Origin of the sequence: Garicola koreensis, assembly GCF_014195445.1 — a bacterium.
GTDB classification, from domain to species: domain Bacteria; phylum Actinomycetota; class Actinomycetes; order Actinomycetales; family Micrococcaceae; genus Nesterenkonia; species Nesterenkonia koreensis.
In genome coordinates this window covers 99,963-113,845 of the sequence record NZ_JACIBT010000002.1, presented here as the reverse complement: position 1 = coordinate 113,845, position 13,883 = coordinate 99,963, and the positions used below count along the sequence as shown (strand labels likewise).

The 13,883-nt window shown below is 65.1% G+C and carries 17 protein-coding genes; 4 read left to right on the top strand and 13 right to left on the bottom strand.

Going from position 1 to position 13,883, the window contains the following annotated elements; translation table 11 throughout:
• Nucleotides 1-5 precede the first annotated feature (5 nt).
• Nucleotides 6-833 (top strand): ATP-grasp fold amidoligase family protein, encoded by an 828-nt coding sequence (locus FHX47_RS05930; protein WP_183357996.1) that lies wholly within the window; start codon nucleotides 6-8, stop codon nucleotides 831-833.
• Nucleotides 830-2,425 carry a sugar transferase gene (locus FHX47_RS05925; protein ID WP_183357995.1) on the top strand — a complete coding sequence of 532 codons (1,596 nt, stop codon included), beginning with the start codon at nucleotides 830-832 and terminating at the stop codon, nucleotides 2,423-2,425. Before FHX47_RS05930 ends, FHX47_RS05925 begins: the two co-directional genes overlap by 4 nt.
• Before the next feature lie 143 nt (nucleotides 2,426-2,568).
• Here FHX47_RS05925 and FHX47_RS05920 read toward each other — a convergent pair whose 3' ends face one another.
• The 5 genes from FHX47_RS05920 to FHX47_RS05900 all read right to left on the bottom strand — a co-directional run bounded on the left by FHX47_RS05920 (nucleotide 2,569) and on the right by FHX47_RS05900 (nucleotide 6,218).
• Nucleotides 2,569-3,936, bottom strand: coding sequence for a UDP-glucose dehydrogenase family protein (locus tag FHX47_RS05920; RefSeq protein WP_183357994.1), 1,368 nt, complete (start codon nucleotides 3,934-3,936; stop codon nucleotides 2,569-2,571).
• A gap of 52 nt (nucleotides 3,937-3,988) precedes the next feature.
• Entirely contained in the window at nucleotides 3,989-4,828 is an 840-nt protein-coding gene (locus FHX47_RS05915; protein WP_183357993.1) for a class I SAM-dependent methyltransferase, read from the bottom strand.
• Nucleotides 4,829-4,892: 64 nt separating this feature from the next.
• The gene (locus FHX47_RS05910; RefSeq protein WP_183357992.1) at nucleotides 4,893-5,513 is read right to left on the bottom strand and encodes a trimeric intracellular cation channel family protein; all 621 of its coding nucleotides are present in this window, start codon (nucleotides 5,511-5,513) and stop codon (nucleotides 4,893-4,895) included.
• A 205-nt stretch (nucleotides 5,514-5,718) separates the two neighbouring features.
• Nucleotides 5,719-5,976 carry a Txe/YoeB family addiction module toxin gene (locus FHX47_RS05905; RefSeq protein WP_183357991.1) on the bottom strand — a complete coding sequence of 86 codons (258 nt, stop codon included), beginning with the start codon at nucleotides 5,974-5,976 and terminating at the stop codon, nucleotides 5,719-5,721.
• Nucleotides 5,973-6,218 (bottom strand): type II toxin-antitoxin system Phd/YefM family antitoxin, encoded by a 246-nt coding sequence (locus tag FHX47_RS05900; protein ID WP_183357990.1) that lies wholly within the window; start codon nucleotides 6,216-6,218, stop codon nucleotides 5,973-5,975. The genes FHX47_RS05905 and FHX47_RS05900 overlap by 4 nt, the downstream gene beginning before the upstream one ends.
• 87 nt (nucleotides 6,219-6,305) lie before the next feature.
• Here FHX47_RS05900 and FHX47_RS05895 point away from each other — a divergent pair, with 87 nt between their 5' ends.
• Complete coding sequence (locus FHX47_RS05895; RefSeq protein WP_183357989.1) at nucleotides 6,306-6,611, top strand: nucleotidyltransferase family protein; 306 nt, start codon at nucleotides 6,306-6,308, stop codon at nucleotides 6,609-6,611.
• 86 nt (nucleotides 6,612-6,697) lie between these two features.
• On the opposite strand, the gene FHX47_RS05890 is transcribed toward FHX47_RS05895, so the two are convergent.
• Entirely contained in the window at nucleotides 6,698-6,871 is a 174-nt protein-coding gene (locus FHX47_RS05890; protein WP_183357988.1) for a hypothetical protein, read from the bottom strand.
• Between the two features lie 24 nt (nucleotides 6,872-6,895).
• Nucleotides 6,896-7,291, bottom strand: a complete 396-nt coding sequence (locus FHX47_RS05885) for a PIN domain-containing protein (RefSeq protein WP_183357987.1) — start codon at nucleotides 7,289-7,291, stop codon at nucleotides 6,896-6,898.
• Here FHX47_RS05885 and FHX47_RS05880 point away from each other — a divergent pair.
• Nucleotides 7,284-7,619, top strand: a complete 336-nt coding sequence (locus tag FHX47_RS05880) for a hypothetical protein (protein ID WP_183357986.1) — start codon at nucleotides 7,284-7,286, stop codon at nucleotides 7,617-7,619. The genes FHX47_RS05885 and FHX47_RS05880 overlap by 8 nt on opposite strands.
• Before the next feature lie 92 nt (nucleotides 7,620-7,711).
• On the opposite strand, the gene FHX47_RS05875 is transcribed toward FHX47_RS05880, so the two are convergent.
• The 6 genes from FHX47_RS05875 to FHX47_RS05850 all read right to left on the bottom strand — a co-directional run bounded on the left by FHX47_RS05875 (nucleotide 7,712) and on the right by FHX47_RS05850 (nucleotide 13,603).
• Nucleotides 7,712-8,704: a hypothetical protein gene (locus tag FHX47_RS05875; protein WP_343064322.1), complete on the bottom strand. Its 993-nt coding sequence runs from the start codon at nucleotides 8,702-8,704 to the stop codon at nucleotides 7,712-7,714.
• Nucleotides 8,705-8,748: 44 nt separating this feature from the next.
• Nucleotides 8,749-10,224, bottom strand: a complete 1,476-nt coding sequence (locus tag FHX47_RS05870; protein WP_183357985.1) for an APC family permease — start codon at nucleotides 10,222-10,224, stop codon at nucleotides 8,749-8,751.
• 132 nt (nucleotides 10,225-10,356) lie between these two features.
• Entirely contained in the window at nucleotides 10,357-10,635 is a 279-nt protein-coding gene (locus tag FHX47_RS05865; protein WP_183357984.1) for a metal-sensitive transcriptional regulator, read from the bottom strand.
• Nucleotides 10,632-11,531 (bottom strand): TSUP family transporter, encoded by a 900-nt coding sequence (locus FHX47_RS05860; RefSeq protein ID WP_183357983.1) that lies wholly within the window; start codon nucleotides 11,529-11,531, stop codon nucleotides 10,632-10,634. The genes FHX47_RS05865 and FHX47_RS05860 overlap by 4 nt, the downstream gene beginning before the upstream one ends.
• Nucleotides 11,528-12,157: a rhodanese-like domain-containing protein gene (locus tag FHX47_RS05855; RefSeq protein ID WP_183357982.1), complete on the bottom strand. Its 630-nt coding sequence runs from the start codon at nucleotides 12,155-12,157 to the stop codon at nucleotides 11,528-11,530. The genes FHX47_RS05860 and FHX47_RS05855 overlap by 4 nt, the downstream gene beginning before the upstream one ends.
• A gap of 54 nt (nucleotides 12,158-12,211) precedes the next feature.
• Nucleotides 12,212-13,603, bottom strand: coding sequence for an MBL fold metallo-hydrolase (locus FHX47_RS05850; RefSeq protein ID WP_183357981.1), 1,392 nt, complete (start codon nucleotides 13,601-13,603; stop codon nucleotides 12,212-12,214).
• Nucleotides 13,604-13,883: the final 280 nt, after the last annotated feature.

Sequence of the window (13,883 nt, the reverse complement as noted above, 5' to 3'; positions counted from 1 at the left end):
GGCGAATGCTGGCACCCGTGCCGGACCCGCTGCTGCGCGGGGTGATGTACCGCAGAACATTCGGTCGCTGGGGAGACTTCCGCACCCCCAGGCGCTTCACCGAACACCTCACCGCCCGGATGCTCTACGAACGCGATGCGGAGCTGGCATGGACCTGCGACAAAATGGCTATGAAGGCCCACGCCGAGAGCGTCTGTCCCACCCTGCGGGTCCCCGGCACGCTGTGGTCGGGCACCGACGTGGACAGCCTCGACCTCTCCGTACTGCCGGAGGAATGGGTCATCAAACCCAACCACCGCAGCGGGCTGGTCTCCTTCGGTTCCCGACACTCCACCCGGGAGGAACTGAAGCAGGCCACCCGCGGCTGGCTGCGCACCCACGACCGTGCTGCCATCGGCGAATGGGCCTACCGAAAGGCCGAGCATAAACTCATCATCGAACCACGGCTGACCACCACCACCGGGGTGGTGCCGGTGGACTTCAAGTTCTTCGTCTTCCACGGAAAGGTCCGGCTCCTGGAACGCGATGCCGGACGCTACACCGACGTGTTCCAAGAGACCTTCTTCACCCCTGACGGCAGACCGGTAGAAATGCGCAATGGTGCCGATGCATGGCTGGACGCGCCTCCCCCTACCAGCCTTAGGACCATGATTGCCCACGCCGAGCGCCTGGCCGCCGGGTTCAGCTTCATGCGAGTGGACTTCTACGAAGTCGATGGGCAACCGTGGTTCGGGGAGCTGACCCCCTACCCCTCCGGCGGATTGGACCCGTACGAACCCGATGAAATGGACTTCATTCTGGGCCGCTGGTGGCGTCAGGAGGAAACGTCATGAGTCTGGACTCCCACGACGTGTTCCGGGTGCAGACGTCCGAGCAGGCGGTTCCCAAACGAGTCAGGTTCAGATACCCGGCACAGCCCGTCCCGGCGTTCTCCTTCGGCACACTGCCTTCCTCCGACGTCTCCGCTGGGGAGCTCACTGCCGGTCTGCCACCATCAGACCCGGGTCAATTCCGCCGCTGGAGGCTGCGGCAGTCCGCGTTGCTGCTGACTGCCGATGTGCTGGTCCTGGCAGCAGCAGCTTCGGCTGTGAGCGTGGTGACCGAAGCCACAGGGACCCAGAGTCCCTGGGATTCCGCCGGCAAGGCGGTAGTCATGCTGATATGGCTGGCCATGCTCGTGGCCACCGGTGGCTACCGCATCCGCGGCGTACACCTGAAGTCGCTGACCCGTCCGGCCGTGACCAGCGGCGCGGCAATGCTCGGAGTAAGTGCCCTGATGGGGCTGCTCACCAATTGGGAGCCAGCCCGGGAATTCATTCTGCTTTCGATCCCAGCAGGACTGCTGGGGCTGCTGGCTGTGCGGTTGAGCTGGTACACGGTAAACCTGCGCCGTCCCGACGGCACGCTGGGAAAGCGTCATGTAGTGGTGCTGGGGGAAACGACCAAGGCTGAGCGTGTGCACCGGGAACTGCTGCGCGGCGGCGGCGCCTCCGGCTACGTGGTCGCGCAGGTGCTCACATGGGACGGGAACACCAGCGGCCCGAGCCGCGAGTACCACGGCAAGCGAAACGGAGTACGGAGCGGTGCGGCAGCCGTGGCCCAGGCACGCGACGCGGTCCTCACCTCCGGAGCTGACCTGGTAGTGCTGGCTGGATCTGATGTGCTGGATGCTGGCGCCGTTCGCGCCCTCGCCTGGGAACTGGCGGAACTGGACGTGGAGCTTGCCACCGCCTCAGGCCTCTGCGATGTGGCCGGCTGGCGGCTGCGCAGCGAGTCGGTTCGTGGGCTGGCCATGGTGCACGTGGAGCTGCCGCGGCTGCGTGGTTTCGCCGCTGCCTACAAGCGCGGCTTCGACATCGCATTCTCCGCGTTCGTTCTGTTGGTCATGGCCCCGCTGCTGCTGCTGCTCGGCGCAGCTGTGAAACTCGACGACCGGGGCCCAGCACTGTTCACTCAGCAGCGGGTGGGGCTGGACCACCGCAAATTCACCATGTTGAAGTTCCGCTCCATGTCGATGGACGCCGAAGTCCGCCGCACTGAGCTGCTGGCCCACAGCGAAGGCAACGAGGTGCTGTTCAAAATGCGAAACGACCCCCGGGTCACCCGGGTCGGCCGGGTGCTGCGCCGCTTCAGCCTGGATGAGCTCCCGCAGTTCCTCAATGTGCTGCGCGGCGACATGTCCGTGGTAGGCCCCCGCCCGCCGCTGCCCAGTGAGACCGAGGCCTATGACGACCATGCCGATCGCCGACTGATTGTGAAACCGGGCATCACCGGGCTGTGGCAGGTCCACGGCCGTTCCGACCTCAGCTGGGAAGAGTCGCTGCGCCTAGATCTCTACTACGTGGAGAACTGGTCGCCCGGAACCGACATCGGCATTGTGCTGCGCACAGCCTGGGCGATGGTGACCGGTGCCGGAGCCTACTGAGACCTCAGCGCCCGCTGAGCGACCCACAGGCCCTATGGCTTGTGGCCCGCGAGCTTCAGTGCTCGCCCATAAACGCCCTCCGGCGGCGGGGACCCCCCGCCCGTCGTCGGAGGGTCTATGGCCTGCTGCGCTTCTTCGTCGCGTCAGTCGAACTTCCGGCCCAGCTGGGCTATGGTCCACCCGGCCTGCTCCCACTCCGGGGCCGGCAGCACGTTGCGGGCGTCGATGAACTGCCGTTTGGCCACCACCTCGTTCAGGTCAGCCGGTGCCAGCTGTTTGAACTCGTTCCATTCGGTGGTCAGCACCACCAGATCGGCACCGCGGGCCGCCTCGGTCATCGAATCCACGTAGCCCAGCCGGGGGAACCGTTTGGCGGCGTTGGCGTTGCCCTGCGGATCATAGACCGAGACATCCGCCCCAGCGTTGTAGAGCCGGCCGGCGATATCCAGGCCCGGGGAGTCCCGGACGTCGTCGGAGAGGGGTTTGAAGGTGATCCCCAGTACGGCGATCCTTTTGCCCTCCACCGCCGAGTGGTTCTCGTCGGTGCCGGCATAGTCGCCGCCGAGGATCTCCTCGGCCAGCGAGATCACCCGGTCGCGCCGGCGCAGGTTGATGTGGTCCATCTCGTTCAAGAACCGCATGGTGTGATCCAGGCCCAGTTCGCCCACCCGGGTCTGCAGGGCGCGGATGTCCTTGGGCAGGCACCCGCCGCCGAAGCCGACCCCGGCGTTGAGGAATTTGCGCCCGATCCGCTCGTCGAAGCCGATAGCGTCAGCCAGGGTGGCGATGTCGCCGCCGACGGTCTCGGTGACCTCGGAGAAGGCATTGATGAAGCTGATCTTGGTGGCCAAGAACGCGTTGGCAGCAACCTTGACCAGCTCGGCGGTCTCAAAGTCGGTGGAGACCCAGGGGGTGCTGCGGTCCAGGGCTTCGGCATAGACCTCGCGCAGCAGCTGCTCATCGGCCTCATGCCGGGTGCCGACCACCAGCCGGTCCGGCTCCACCGTGTCCTTCACCGCGAAGCCCTCACGAAGGAACTCCGGGTTCCAGGCCAGCGAGAGGTCGACGTCGTCGTTCTTCTCAGCTTTGACCAGGTCATAGAGCCGGGCTGCGGTGCCCACCGGGACCGTGGATTTGCCCACGATCAGCGCCCGGTCCTTGGTGATGGCCTGCGCCAGGGATGTGGTGGCCGCATCCACGTAGGTCATGTCCGCGCCGGTGCCGCCGGGCAGCTGCGGGGTGCCGACGGCGATGAAGTGCACATCGGCCCAAGCGCCGACCTCACCCATATCGGTGGTGAAACGCAGCCTGCCGGAGTCGACGTGCTTGCGGATCAGCTCCGGCAGACCGGGCTCGTGGAAGGGAAGGTCGCCGCGGGAGAGGGAGTCGATCTTCTCCGGGTCCACGTCGACGCCGATCACGTCGAAGCCCAGCTCTGCCATGCAGGCCGCGTGCGTCGCGCCCAAATAGCCTGTACCGATCACGCTGATATTTAAAGTCACAGATAGCATCCTAAGCTCAATCGGCGGTGCCCGGGAAGTTTACGAATTCACAGCCGACCCTTCACAGCCGCTCGGCGCCGCCTGATGCTTGCGGGCGGAGGACTCCGAGCTTGCTCAGTCCTTGGTCGGTTTCTGCGTAGCCGGCAAGCATGCGCGCCCAGTCCTCGAGGATCGCCCGTTCATCGGGGCGGTTGGTGTCATCGAGGACGACCACGGCACCGGCGCTCAGCTTATCCTGCAGCAGCGGCAGAGCCGGGTAGCGGGCCTTGGCGCCGGTGGACTCGGGCGGGCCGTCCACCACCAGCAGGTCCACATCGGCGAGGTCTGAGAAGGCGCTCAACGAGTACCAGGGGTACTCCTCACCGTCGACGGTGACCGGTTCCAGCGGCGCGAGTCGGCATTCGGTCCGATCTGCGAAGCCATGGCGCTGCACGTAATCCCAGGTGGAGTGCAGATACTGCTCAAGGTGGTCTATGGACACGATGCGTGTGCCCAGCTCTTCGGTGAGGTAGCCCGTCCAGATGGTGGAGGTCCCCCCGCCCAGCTCGAGGATGGTTCTGGGGCGGACCTCTTCGATCACCGAGGACAGGTGCAGCAGTGTCCGGGCCTCCATGGGGAAACCGCCCGAGGGCGGCATCTGCGCCCGGATCCGCGGCACCTTGGGAAAAAGCTGCCACATCGCCTCGACCTGCCGGACGGTGTTATGGCTGGTGCCCGTGGTGTGGCGCTGCAGGCTTCTCTCCAGGGCGGTGAACTGGGTCTGCAGCTCATCCCGCGCCTCACCCAGACCGGCCGCGCGGTCACTGCGCAGCTCCGCGACCTCGCGCCGCAGCTGGGCCAGCTCGGATCGGACAGCGGTCAGTTCGCCGACCACCGTCTCCGGGTCATCGGTGTGATCCATCAGCCGCCCTCCGCCTACAGTCACGATTAGGTGCGTTCAGCGTTTTTACGGTACCATCCGCCGGTCAGCGCCATACTGCCAGGGGCACCCGCCAGCCCCGTTTCAGTGCCACCATCCGAATGGCGATGACCACCAGGGAGATGCCCACCGCCCAGAACCCGTTGAACACGTCCAGCTCCAGGGTCGCGGTGGTCGCTGCGGCTCCCAGGAATGCTGGGGCGGCATAGACGCCGTGGGGCGTGAAGATCTGGGGGATCTCGTTGGCGGCCACATCGCGCATTGCGCCGCCGCCGACCGCGGTGGTGACGCCCAGCAGCATCGTCGCCACCGGGTTCAGTCCCGCAGCATGTGCGATGGAGGCACCCATCACGCAGAACATCGCCAGCCCGACGGCGTCGAAGGCCAGCAGGGTCCAGCGCAGCCGGTCCTGACGGATCAGCCGGAAGAACACAGCAAGCGTCGCCACTGCCACGGGAATCAGGTACATCGGCACCGCGAACGCATTGGGCACGCCCTGGGCGAGGATCACATCGCGCAGCACTCCCCCGCCAAGACCCGCAAGTGAGGCCAACAGCAGGGACCCGACGATGTCGAACCCCTTGCGGGCGGCCAGCAGCGCACCGGAGACCGCGAACGCGAAGGTCCCCACCAGTTCAATAGCCAACAGCACTTGGACCACAGACATAGAGCTCAGTCTTCCACGCGGGCAGACACCGAGTGCTCCCACCGGCGCCCGCGGGGCCGGAGGTCAGGAAGGCCGTAGTGCACCGTAGCGTTCCTGATAGCGGTCTGCCACCCGCTCCCAGGTGAATGACTGCACCTCTGCGGCTCCAGCCCGCTCCCAGGATAGCCGGCGTCGCTCGCAAAGCGCTGACCGGGCCTGAGCCAGTTCAGCTGTAGTGATAGCGCGCCTGCACGATCACTATGTCCTCACCGTGAACAAGATAGACGAGCCGGTGCTCCTCAGTGATGCGCCGGGACCAGCTGCCAGCGAGGGCGTGACGCAGCGCCTCAGGCTTCCCGATGCCGTCAAACGGATCGCGGACGATATCGTCAATGAGCCGGTTGATGCGTTTGAGTACTGCGCGATCCGTAGTCTGCCAATGTCGGTAGTCGCTCCAACCATGTGGCGTGAAGACCAGCCTCATCGGGACAGCGGGTGCTCTTCATGCTCGCCACGATGCGCCTGAGTGATGCTTTCCAACAACCGACGCGCGTTGGCCGGAGACCGCAACAGGTGCGCAGTCTCCTCAAGCGCCTCGTACTCGGCTCGCGAGATCAACACCGCATCGCCCCGGCGTGAGGTGATCTCTAACGGGGCGCGATCGCTGTTGACCTGTTCAATGAGTGGAAACAGATTCCTGCGAGCTTCCGATGCCGTAATTGCCATAATTACCTCCAAGTCGTACAAGTTATAGTACCACTTTAGCGCCCTTGGGCACTCGCCGAGCCGCACCCGATCTGCGAGACTGGAGGCATGGACACCGTCGTTCTCCTCGATATCGACGCAATCCGGCGTGCTTGCGAGCGGTACGGCGTGGAGCGGTTACGCATCTTCGGCTCGGTGCTCACAGACCGGTTTGCTCCGGACACAAGCGATGTCGATTTCCTCGTCGTCTTCCTGCCGGAGCGGGAGAACCTGTTTCATGATTACTTCGATCTGAAGTTCGAGCTGGAGCGGATCGTCGGTAGGGATGTCGACCTTGTCGTGGAGCGCTCAGTAAAGAACCCCTTCTTCAAGGCGTCGGCCTTCGGGGGCGCGCAGGATGTCTATGCGTCCTGAGGCGGGGGCGCATCTCTGGGACGCGGCCGGCGGCTCGACAACGTTGTCGGGATGCGGAACATCATCGCCCAGTCCGGTTGCACCGACTACGAGAGGTACTCGCGCACTTCTCGGGCGGCGTCGGGCACGAAGAGCACACGCCCATCCAGTGATTCTGAGGAAGATAGGAATGTGTCCTCAAGCAGGGCGGTGCCGGGGTAGTCGTCGCGGAAATTGCCGAGGGACGTTCTGCACCAGAGACTCCAGGCAGCGAATCCCAAACGGCGCTGGAGTCTGGTTGGTGTTCAGCGCAGCACACGGATCGGACAGAGGGGGCCAGTCGCGGCGGCGAGCCGGCCATCTGCAGTGACCAGTTCGCACCCCAAACGCTCAGCCAGCGCGACGTAGCAGGCGTCGTAGGAGCTGACGTTGGCGCGCAGCTCGAAGGCGCGCGGCACCAGCCTCAGGGTCGGGACGCGTGCGAAGCTGAGCTGCTGCAGGTGGTTGATGGCGGCGACGAATCGCTGCTCGGTGAGCGTTCCTCTCAGCCACCGCTTGCGCAGTACTGACACGGTCTCGACATCGACCAGATCGGGAGCAGCGAACTCACCCGCAGCACGCAGCACACCGCGAGCGGTCCCCCCGGCCTCCTCGTCATCGGCCAGAGCGTTGGCCAGAATGGAGGCGTCAACGATGATCACGAGATATTCGGCCGAGCACTCACCGCTGAGAGCGACCTTCGTCCAGGTCAGCGGCAGCGGTTGCAAAGCCGACACGGCCGCCCCGCTGGGCGTCGACGTCATCGAGGACATCGCTGATTGGACGCCTTTCGGCAAGGCGCCGAAGCTCGACAGCAAGGTATTGCTGCAACGATTGATGGTGCTGTTCGGCCTTGCGCTGCAGAGCAGCGTGGATTTCTTCGGGCACGTCGCGGATCAGAACATGGGGCATGCTTACATTATGATTGCACACGTCGGGAAGAGCCAGGGTTCAGCGTTCTTGGGTAGGCTCGCTCCGCGAGATCAGTAAGGAGTGTTCCTCCTCGATGTCGCAGGAACGCCATGTCAGTGCTTCATTGAGTGATCCGACGTCCCCTCGGCTGAACACCTGACCGCGGTGTCTTACTGGTAGGAGACGAACCAGGGCTGTGGGTCGATGCCGTAGGTCTGCTGCGGGGTGAAGGTTGGGAAGTCCTCGTCATAGAAGTTCTTCCAACCCATCCAAAAGTCCTCGGAGAGATCCTCGCGCTGGGTCTGCCACGAGTCCATTTTGATCTCTGGCGGGCCGTGGCCGTCCACGTGGAGGACCATCGCCAGCTCCGGGTAGGAGGTGTCGATGTCTTCGCGGTTGGTGATCATCTGGGGTTTGAACTGGTGCAGCATCAGCACCTTCTGCGGAAGGTCCTGCGCCTGGGTGAGCTCGGCGAGCCACTGGGCGACGTCGTTGATCTCAGCGGCGTCGACCGAGCCGATCTGTTCCATGTGGCGCTGGCCTTCAGCGAGCCGCCACTCCGGGTCCAGGGCCAGACCCACATGCGGTTCGCTCAGCAGATCGTCATAGGTCTTGGCCTGGGAGAGGAAATCCTCATGACCCGGCTGCAGATCGAGGATCACATAGATCTCCTCCTCTGCCGCGGCCTCCACCCAGGGCTCGATGACCTCCGGGTCGATCTTATTGGTATAGGTGCCCTCCGGGCCCGGGTCGGCGGCGGCCACCGTGGCAATGATTTCGAAGGCCGGGACGACCGGCTCCTCGGAGAACTGCTGATAGTCCTGCGCGTACTGGTGGACCTGGTCCACCGCGTCGTCGATGGTGCCCTCACCCAGGATCCCCAGCCCCGGGGCGTCGGGCGAGCCGTAGGCCGCCACCAGCCGTCGGTCAGGAAAGACCGTCTCGCCTCCGCCGGGCAGCTCAGGCGCAGGATCCGGGGTCCGCTCGGGGCTGGTGGGCTCAGACTTTGTAGACTCTGGGCTGGTGTGCTCAGGGCTGACAGGCTCAGGGCTGGGACTTTCGGCCTCGGGGCTGCTCTCGCCGGTCCCGCAGGCCACCACCGAGATGAGGAGCACTGAGGCCAGCGCCGCGGTCGCCCTCGGGTGCGTGCGTTGTCCGGTCACTTCAGTGTCTGGTCACTTCAGTGTCTGGTCACTTCTGCGTCTGGTCACTTCCGGGCGACGCCGGGGCCCCGCCCCTGGGAAGCGAGCGCGTTGACCAGGTCGTTTTCGGCGTCGGGCCCGGGTTTGATCCCACCGGGGATGCGCACCAGGAAGATCAGTCCCAGCAGCCACCAGAGTCCGAACATGATGTAGGGCTGGACATCCAGGGCGGCCGGCATCCCAGGCACGTAGAGCAGCAGCAGCGCAATGGTGAGCACCACAGTGAGCACACCGATCACCGTTCCGAAGGTGTTGCTGCGCTGGCCGCCGATGCGCATGGGGCGCTCCATGGTCGGCTCCCGCCGGCGCAGCACCAGGAAGACCACGGCGACCAGAATGTAGGTGATCACGATGGAGGGCGAGCCGGAGTCGACCAGCCACACCATCATGTACTCACCGAAGAACGGTGCGATTGCGGAGAGCCCACCGATGAACAGCAGCGCGTTGACCGGGGTCCGGTGCTTGGGGTGAAGCTTCGCAAACCAAGCGGGCAGCATCCCGGAGTTCGCCATCGCCCAGATCAGCCGGGAGGCTCCGATGAGGAAGGCGTTCCAGGAGGTCAGCAGCCCGGCCAGGCCACCTGCGACCACCACGTTGGACCAGAATTCGTTGCCGGCCAGCGCACCCATCGCATCAGCGGTGGCCAGGTCGAAGTCGCCCATCTCTGCCGCCGGCAGGGCCACTGAGGTGGTCAGCACGATGGCGATGTAGAAGAGGGCCGCCATGGTCACCGAGAACACCACCAGTGCCCCGATCTTGCGCGGCGGGACCTTGACCTCCTCAGCGGACTGCGGGATCACATCGAAGCCCACGAACAGGAACGGCACCATCACCAGCACGGTGATGATTCCGGCACCCCCGCCGGTGAACAGCGGCTCAGCGTGCCCGGCCTCGCCTTCGAAGAGGGCCAGTGCCACCAGCGCCAGAGCCATAACGACGACGTACAGCACCACCGAGGTCTGCAGGAAGCTGGCCTGTTTGATCCCGCGGATGTTCAGTGCGGTGAGCAGCACGGCGGTCACCACCCCGATCAGCGCCCAGACAAGGTGCACCTCGAATCCGGCGATGGTCCACAGGGGGATCGAGTTGACCTGCGGGATGATGTAGGCGACGGTCCTGGGAATGGCTACCGCTTCGAAGGCCACCACCGTGACGTAGCCGCCGATGATGCCCCAGGAGCCGATGAACGCCAGACGGGGGCTGAAGCCGCGCAGCAGATAGTTGTGCTCGCCTCCGGCCAGCGGCATCGCCGAGACCAGTTCGGAATAGACCAGGCCGACCAGGGCCATGATGAGGCCGCCGATGACGAAGGCGAGGACCGTTCCCAGGGTGCCGGCGTCGTTGAGCCAGCCGCTGGTCAGGGTAACCCAGCCGAAGCCGATCATGGCCCCGAAACCGATGAAGAAGATCTCCAGCCACCCCAGGGTGCGCTTGAACCGGCCCCCTTCGACTGGGCTGTGATGCGCCGATGGCTGCGTCATAATCGTTCCTCCAGAATGCTTCGACGGCCTGGATGTGACGGTGAGACCCTACACACATTTCCTTGGTGACCTGGGAACAGATGACATCTCACCGCATAGATTCCCCACCCCGGGGGAATCAGCGGCCCGGCGTCAGGCCAGCGACAGGAACAGCTTCTCCAACTCTTCGACCGTGAGGCCATCCTCAGATTCTTTGGCCGCATCGGGCTGGTCGAGGCAGAACTGCATGGCCGAGGAGACGACGCTGAATCCGGCCCGGTCCAGTGCGGTGGAGACGGCGGCGAGTTGGGTCACCACGTCGCGGCAGCTGTCACCGTCCTCAACTGCTCGGATGACCGAGTCCAGCTGGCCGCGCGCCCGCTTCAACCGATTCGCAATCTTGCGCTGTGTCTCCGGGTTGGCTTCCTTCATAAGTTCCTCCTTGCTGCGGCAGCAATCTTGCTGAGTTGATCCGTTTCATCCCCGTCAGCCGATGAGCTGATCCTACGACGGCGGCGCAGCCGCAGCCCCATCAGCAGCACCACGATGCACGCGGCCGTGCTCACCCCATAGATCATAGGCAGCTCTTGGATAAGCACGACGACGCCCATGCCCAGCACGAAGTAGCCGAAGGCCGTCTTCAGAGCCTGCTCCGGCACGTGCTTGCTCAGCGCCGATCCGGCCACGGCGCCGACGACCGTCACCGCAGTGATCATCAGCACCGGGGTCCAGTCGATGCTCACCGAGGTCAAATAGCCGGCCATGCCGCTGAAAGATTTCAAGGCGATGATCAGCAGCGATGTTCCCACCGCCGCCGGCATCGCCAGTCCGCCCAGCAGCACCAAGGTAGGCACCACCAGGAAGCCGCCGCCTGCGCCGACCATACCGGTGACGAGGCCGACCACCAGACCTTCAGCGGCAATCTTCAGGATGGGCGGCTTCTCCTTCTTGGCCGCAGAGGGAGTTCGGCGGTCGACCACCATGGCCAGCGCCGTGACCAGCATCATGATGCTGAAAGCGACCATCAGCACCACTCCCGGCAGCTGGCTGCCCAGGGCTCCGCCGCCGAAGGCGCCGACCATACTGGCGACTGCGAAGATCAGTCCGGTGCGCCAGTGCACGTTGCCGCGCCGGGCGTGGGCCCCGACGCTGATCAGTGCGGTCACCCCGATGATGAACATCGATGAGGCGATGGCCTCCTGCGGTGACATTCCCGCCACATAGGTGAGCAGGGGCACCGCCAGGATAGTGCCCCCGCCGCCGAGCAGACCCAGAGAGAGTCCGATCCCGACGGCGAGGACCAACGCGACGATGAGTCCGGTGCTCACGGCTGCGGAACCTGCACCTGCAGCGAGACGGGGATCTCATCGATGAGCTTCTGGAGGGTGGGATCAGCGTCCACCTGGTTCCACGGCATCTTCTGCAGGGCGGATGCCATGGCGCAGGAGTTCGTCAGTGCTGAGAACGTCAGTCCGGCGCCGATGGCGCCAGCCAGGTAGCCCAGCTTCGGCGAGATGAGCTTGCTGCCCAAGAATCCCGTGAGCACCAGTGACCCGGCCACCATGCGCACCTGGCGGTCCATAGCCCAACGGCTGCTTCCGCGCCGAGTGTGCTCGGCGCGGGCACTCTCCATGGCGGCCACTCCGCCTTCCAGCACGCGGACTGACTCCACGCCGGCATCCTGCAGGTGCTGCCTGGCCTGGTTCGCCCTGTTGCCGGTCTGGCAGATCAGCACCACTTCGCCGTCCAGCTGTTCGGCGAGCGCCGAGCAGTTCTTCTGCAGCAGATCCAGCGGGACGTTGTGCGAGCCGGGGATCCGCAGAGTGTCGTATTCAACGGCCGTCCGGACGTCCATCAGCAGGGGCGGCGTCTGAGCGTCCAAGCGTTCAGCCAGCTCTGTTGGGCTGATGGGTGTTGCTGAGGTGGTCGGTGCGGTGGTTGTCGCAGTCGGCATCTGGGGTGTTCCTTTCACAGAGGGGTCGTAGGGTTCAGCGCTGATGAGGCAGGCTCAGGCGGCTGCCTGGGCTTCCTGCCAGCCGGCGTAGCTGCCGAGAAGCTCGCGCACGTCGTAGCCTTCCCGGCGCAGGGCGCTGGCGGCGACAGAGTTGCGGCGTCCGGACTGGCAGTAGGTCACGATCGGGCCGCTGTCGGGCAGCTCGTCCAGGTTCCACAGCACGCGTCCGGCACTGAGCTGCGTGGATCCTGGGATGTGGCCGTCGGAGTGCTCGGATTTGTTGCGCACATCCAGTAGCAGAGCCGGGTCGAAGTCTTCCAGCTCCTGCGGGGTGATCGTTGATGGCTGGGTCAGCGGAAGCCCGTCCAGGGAGGTGACGAACCCTGCCACGCTGTCGATGCCGACTCGCATGAAGTGTGCACGCTGGCGCTCTGCGTCCTCGGCATCTTCAGCCAGGACTACCAGCGGACGAGTGTGCCGCTCCGGGTCATAGGCCCAGGCGCCGAAGCTTGCGGTCTTGCCGTCGGCAGGAACGTTGATGGATCCCAGCACCGTGCCCTCGTGGACCTGGGGGTGGCTGCGGGTATCGACGAAGACGATACGGTCCTCTTCGATGGCGGTGCGCACCTGGTGGGCGGTCATCTCCGGAAGCGGCGTGCGTTCGCCGAGCACCTGGGGTCCGTCGCGGTTCTCCCGCTTCATCCGCCCGAAGTAGGCGTGGGCGTCGGGCTGGCCGTGGAGCAGCTCGTCGACGAAGCCCAGCTCGTCGTCGTTCTCCAGGTACTTGCTCCACCAGGCGTTGAGCCGCTCGTAGCCCACTGAGGTGGCCGGCAGCGCCCCGAGGGCCTTGCCGCAGGCGCTGCCAGCGCCGTGTCCCGGGTAGACCAGGATGTGATCCGGCAGGGTGATGAATTCGTTCTTCAGGCTCTTGAAGATCTGCTTGGCACCTTCGAAGCGGGTGTCCTGACCGCCAGCGGCCTCATCCAGCAGATCCGGTCGGCCCAGGTCCCCGGCGAAGACGAAGTCACCGGAGATCATGTAGCCCGGGTCGTCGCTGAAGGCCCCGTCGGTGACCAGGAAGACCAGGTGCTCTGGGGTGTGGCCCGGGGTGTGCCGAGCTTCGATACGAATGTTGCCCAGGGTGATCGCGTCACCGTGGTGCAGGCGGTTGGCTTCGAAGCCGTACTGCCAGTCCTGACCGCCTTCTCCGGAGACGTAGAGCGGCACACCGGCAGCGGCAGCGATCTCACGAGTCCCGGAGAGATAGTCGGCGTGGATGTGGGTCTCGGCCACTTTGGTAATCCGCATGCCGTGGTTTGCTGCGAGGTCGAAGTACTGCCCGGCGTCGCGGCGGCCATCGATCACAATGGCTTCGCCGGTGGACTGGCAGCCGATGAGGTAGCTGGCTTGGGCAAGATCTTCGTCGTAGACACGTTCCAAAAGCATGAGAAGGGTTCCCTTCTATCGAGTTCATTTACATACCCTAGGGGGTATTGATTACTAGTATGCCGTATACCCCCGGGGGTATGCAATCGTCCCTCGGAGCCGCGCGGAAGGGTCCGGGGGCGGTCCGGTCTGCCGACCCCACGGCTGCCACGAGCTGGCGAGCAGGCGAGGAGGCGAGCAGGCGGCCCAGTAGACTGAGCAATCGTCACGGGGCTGTGGCCTGCGGGGTTGCGACCTACGGGATTGTGCCCCACCCGGTTGTTCCCCACGTCGCCCAGGA

Bases quoted from the DNA above. Each gene is read 5' to 3' on its own strand.
- FHX47_RS05870 (WP_183357985.1), bottom strand. From the start codon at position 10,224: ATGACGCAGCCATCGGCGCATCACAGCCCAGTCGAAGGGGGCCGGTTC.
- FHX47_RS05895 (WP_183357989.1), top strand. From the start codon at position 6,306: ATGGACACCGTCGTTCTCCTCGATATCGACGCAATCCGGCGTGCTTGC.
- FHX47_RS05850 (WP_183357981.1), bottom strand. From the start codon at position 13,603: ATGCTTTTGGAACGTGTCTACGACGAAGATCTTGCCCAAGCCAGCTAC.
- FHX47_RS05915 (WP_183357993.1), bottom strand. From the start codon at position 4,828: ATGGATCACACCGATGACCCGGAGACGGTGGTCGGCGAACTGACCGCT.
- FHX47_RS05855 (WP_183357982.1), bottom strand. From the start codon at position 12,157: ATGCCGACTGCGACAACCACCGCACCGACCACCTCAGCAACACCCATC.
- FHX47_RS05925 (WP_183357995.1), top strand. From the start codon at position 830: ATGAGTCTGGACTCCCACGACGTGTTCCGGGTGCAGACGTCCGAGCAG.
- FHX47_RS05880 (WP_183357986.1), top strand. From the start codon at position 7,284: ATGATCACGAGATATTCGGCCGAGCACTCACCGCTGAGAGCGACCTTC.
- FHX47_RS05905 (WP_183357991.1), bottom strand. From the start codon at position 5,976: ATGAGGCTGGTCTTCACGCCACATGGTTGGAGCGACTACCGACATTGG.
- FHX47_RS05865 (WP_183357984.1), bottom strand. From the start codon at position 10,635: ATGAAGGAAGCCAACCCGGAGACACAGCGCAAGATTGCGAATCGGTTG.
- FHX47_RS05900 (WP_183357990.1), bottom strand. From the start codon at position 6,218: ATGGCAATTACGGCATCGGAAGCTCGCAGGAATCTGTTTCCACTCATT.
- FHX47_RS05920 (WP_183357994.1), bottom strand. From the start codon at position 3,936: ATGCTATCTGTGACTTTAAATATCAGCGTGATCGGTACAGGCTATTTG.
- FHX47_RS05910 (WP_183357992.1), bottom strand. From the start codon at position 5,513: ATGTCTGTGGTCCAAGTGCTGTTGGCTATTGAACTGGTGGGGACCTTC.
- FHX47_RS05930 (WP_183357996.1), top strand. From the start codon at position 6: ATGCTGGCACCCGTGCCGGACCCGCTGCTGCGCGGGGTGATGTACCGC.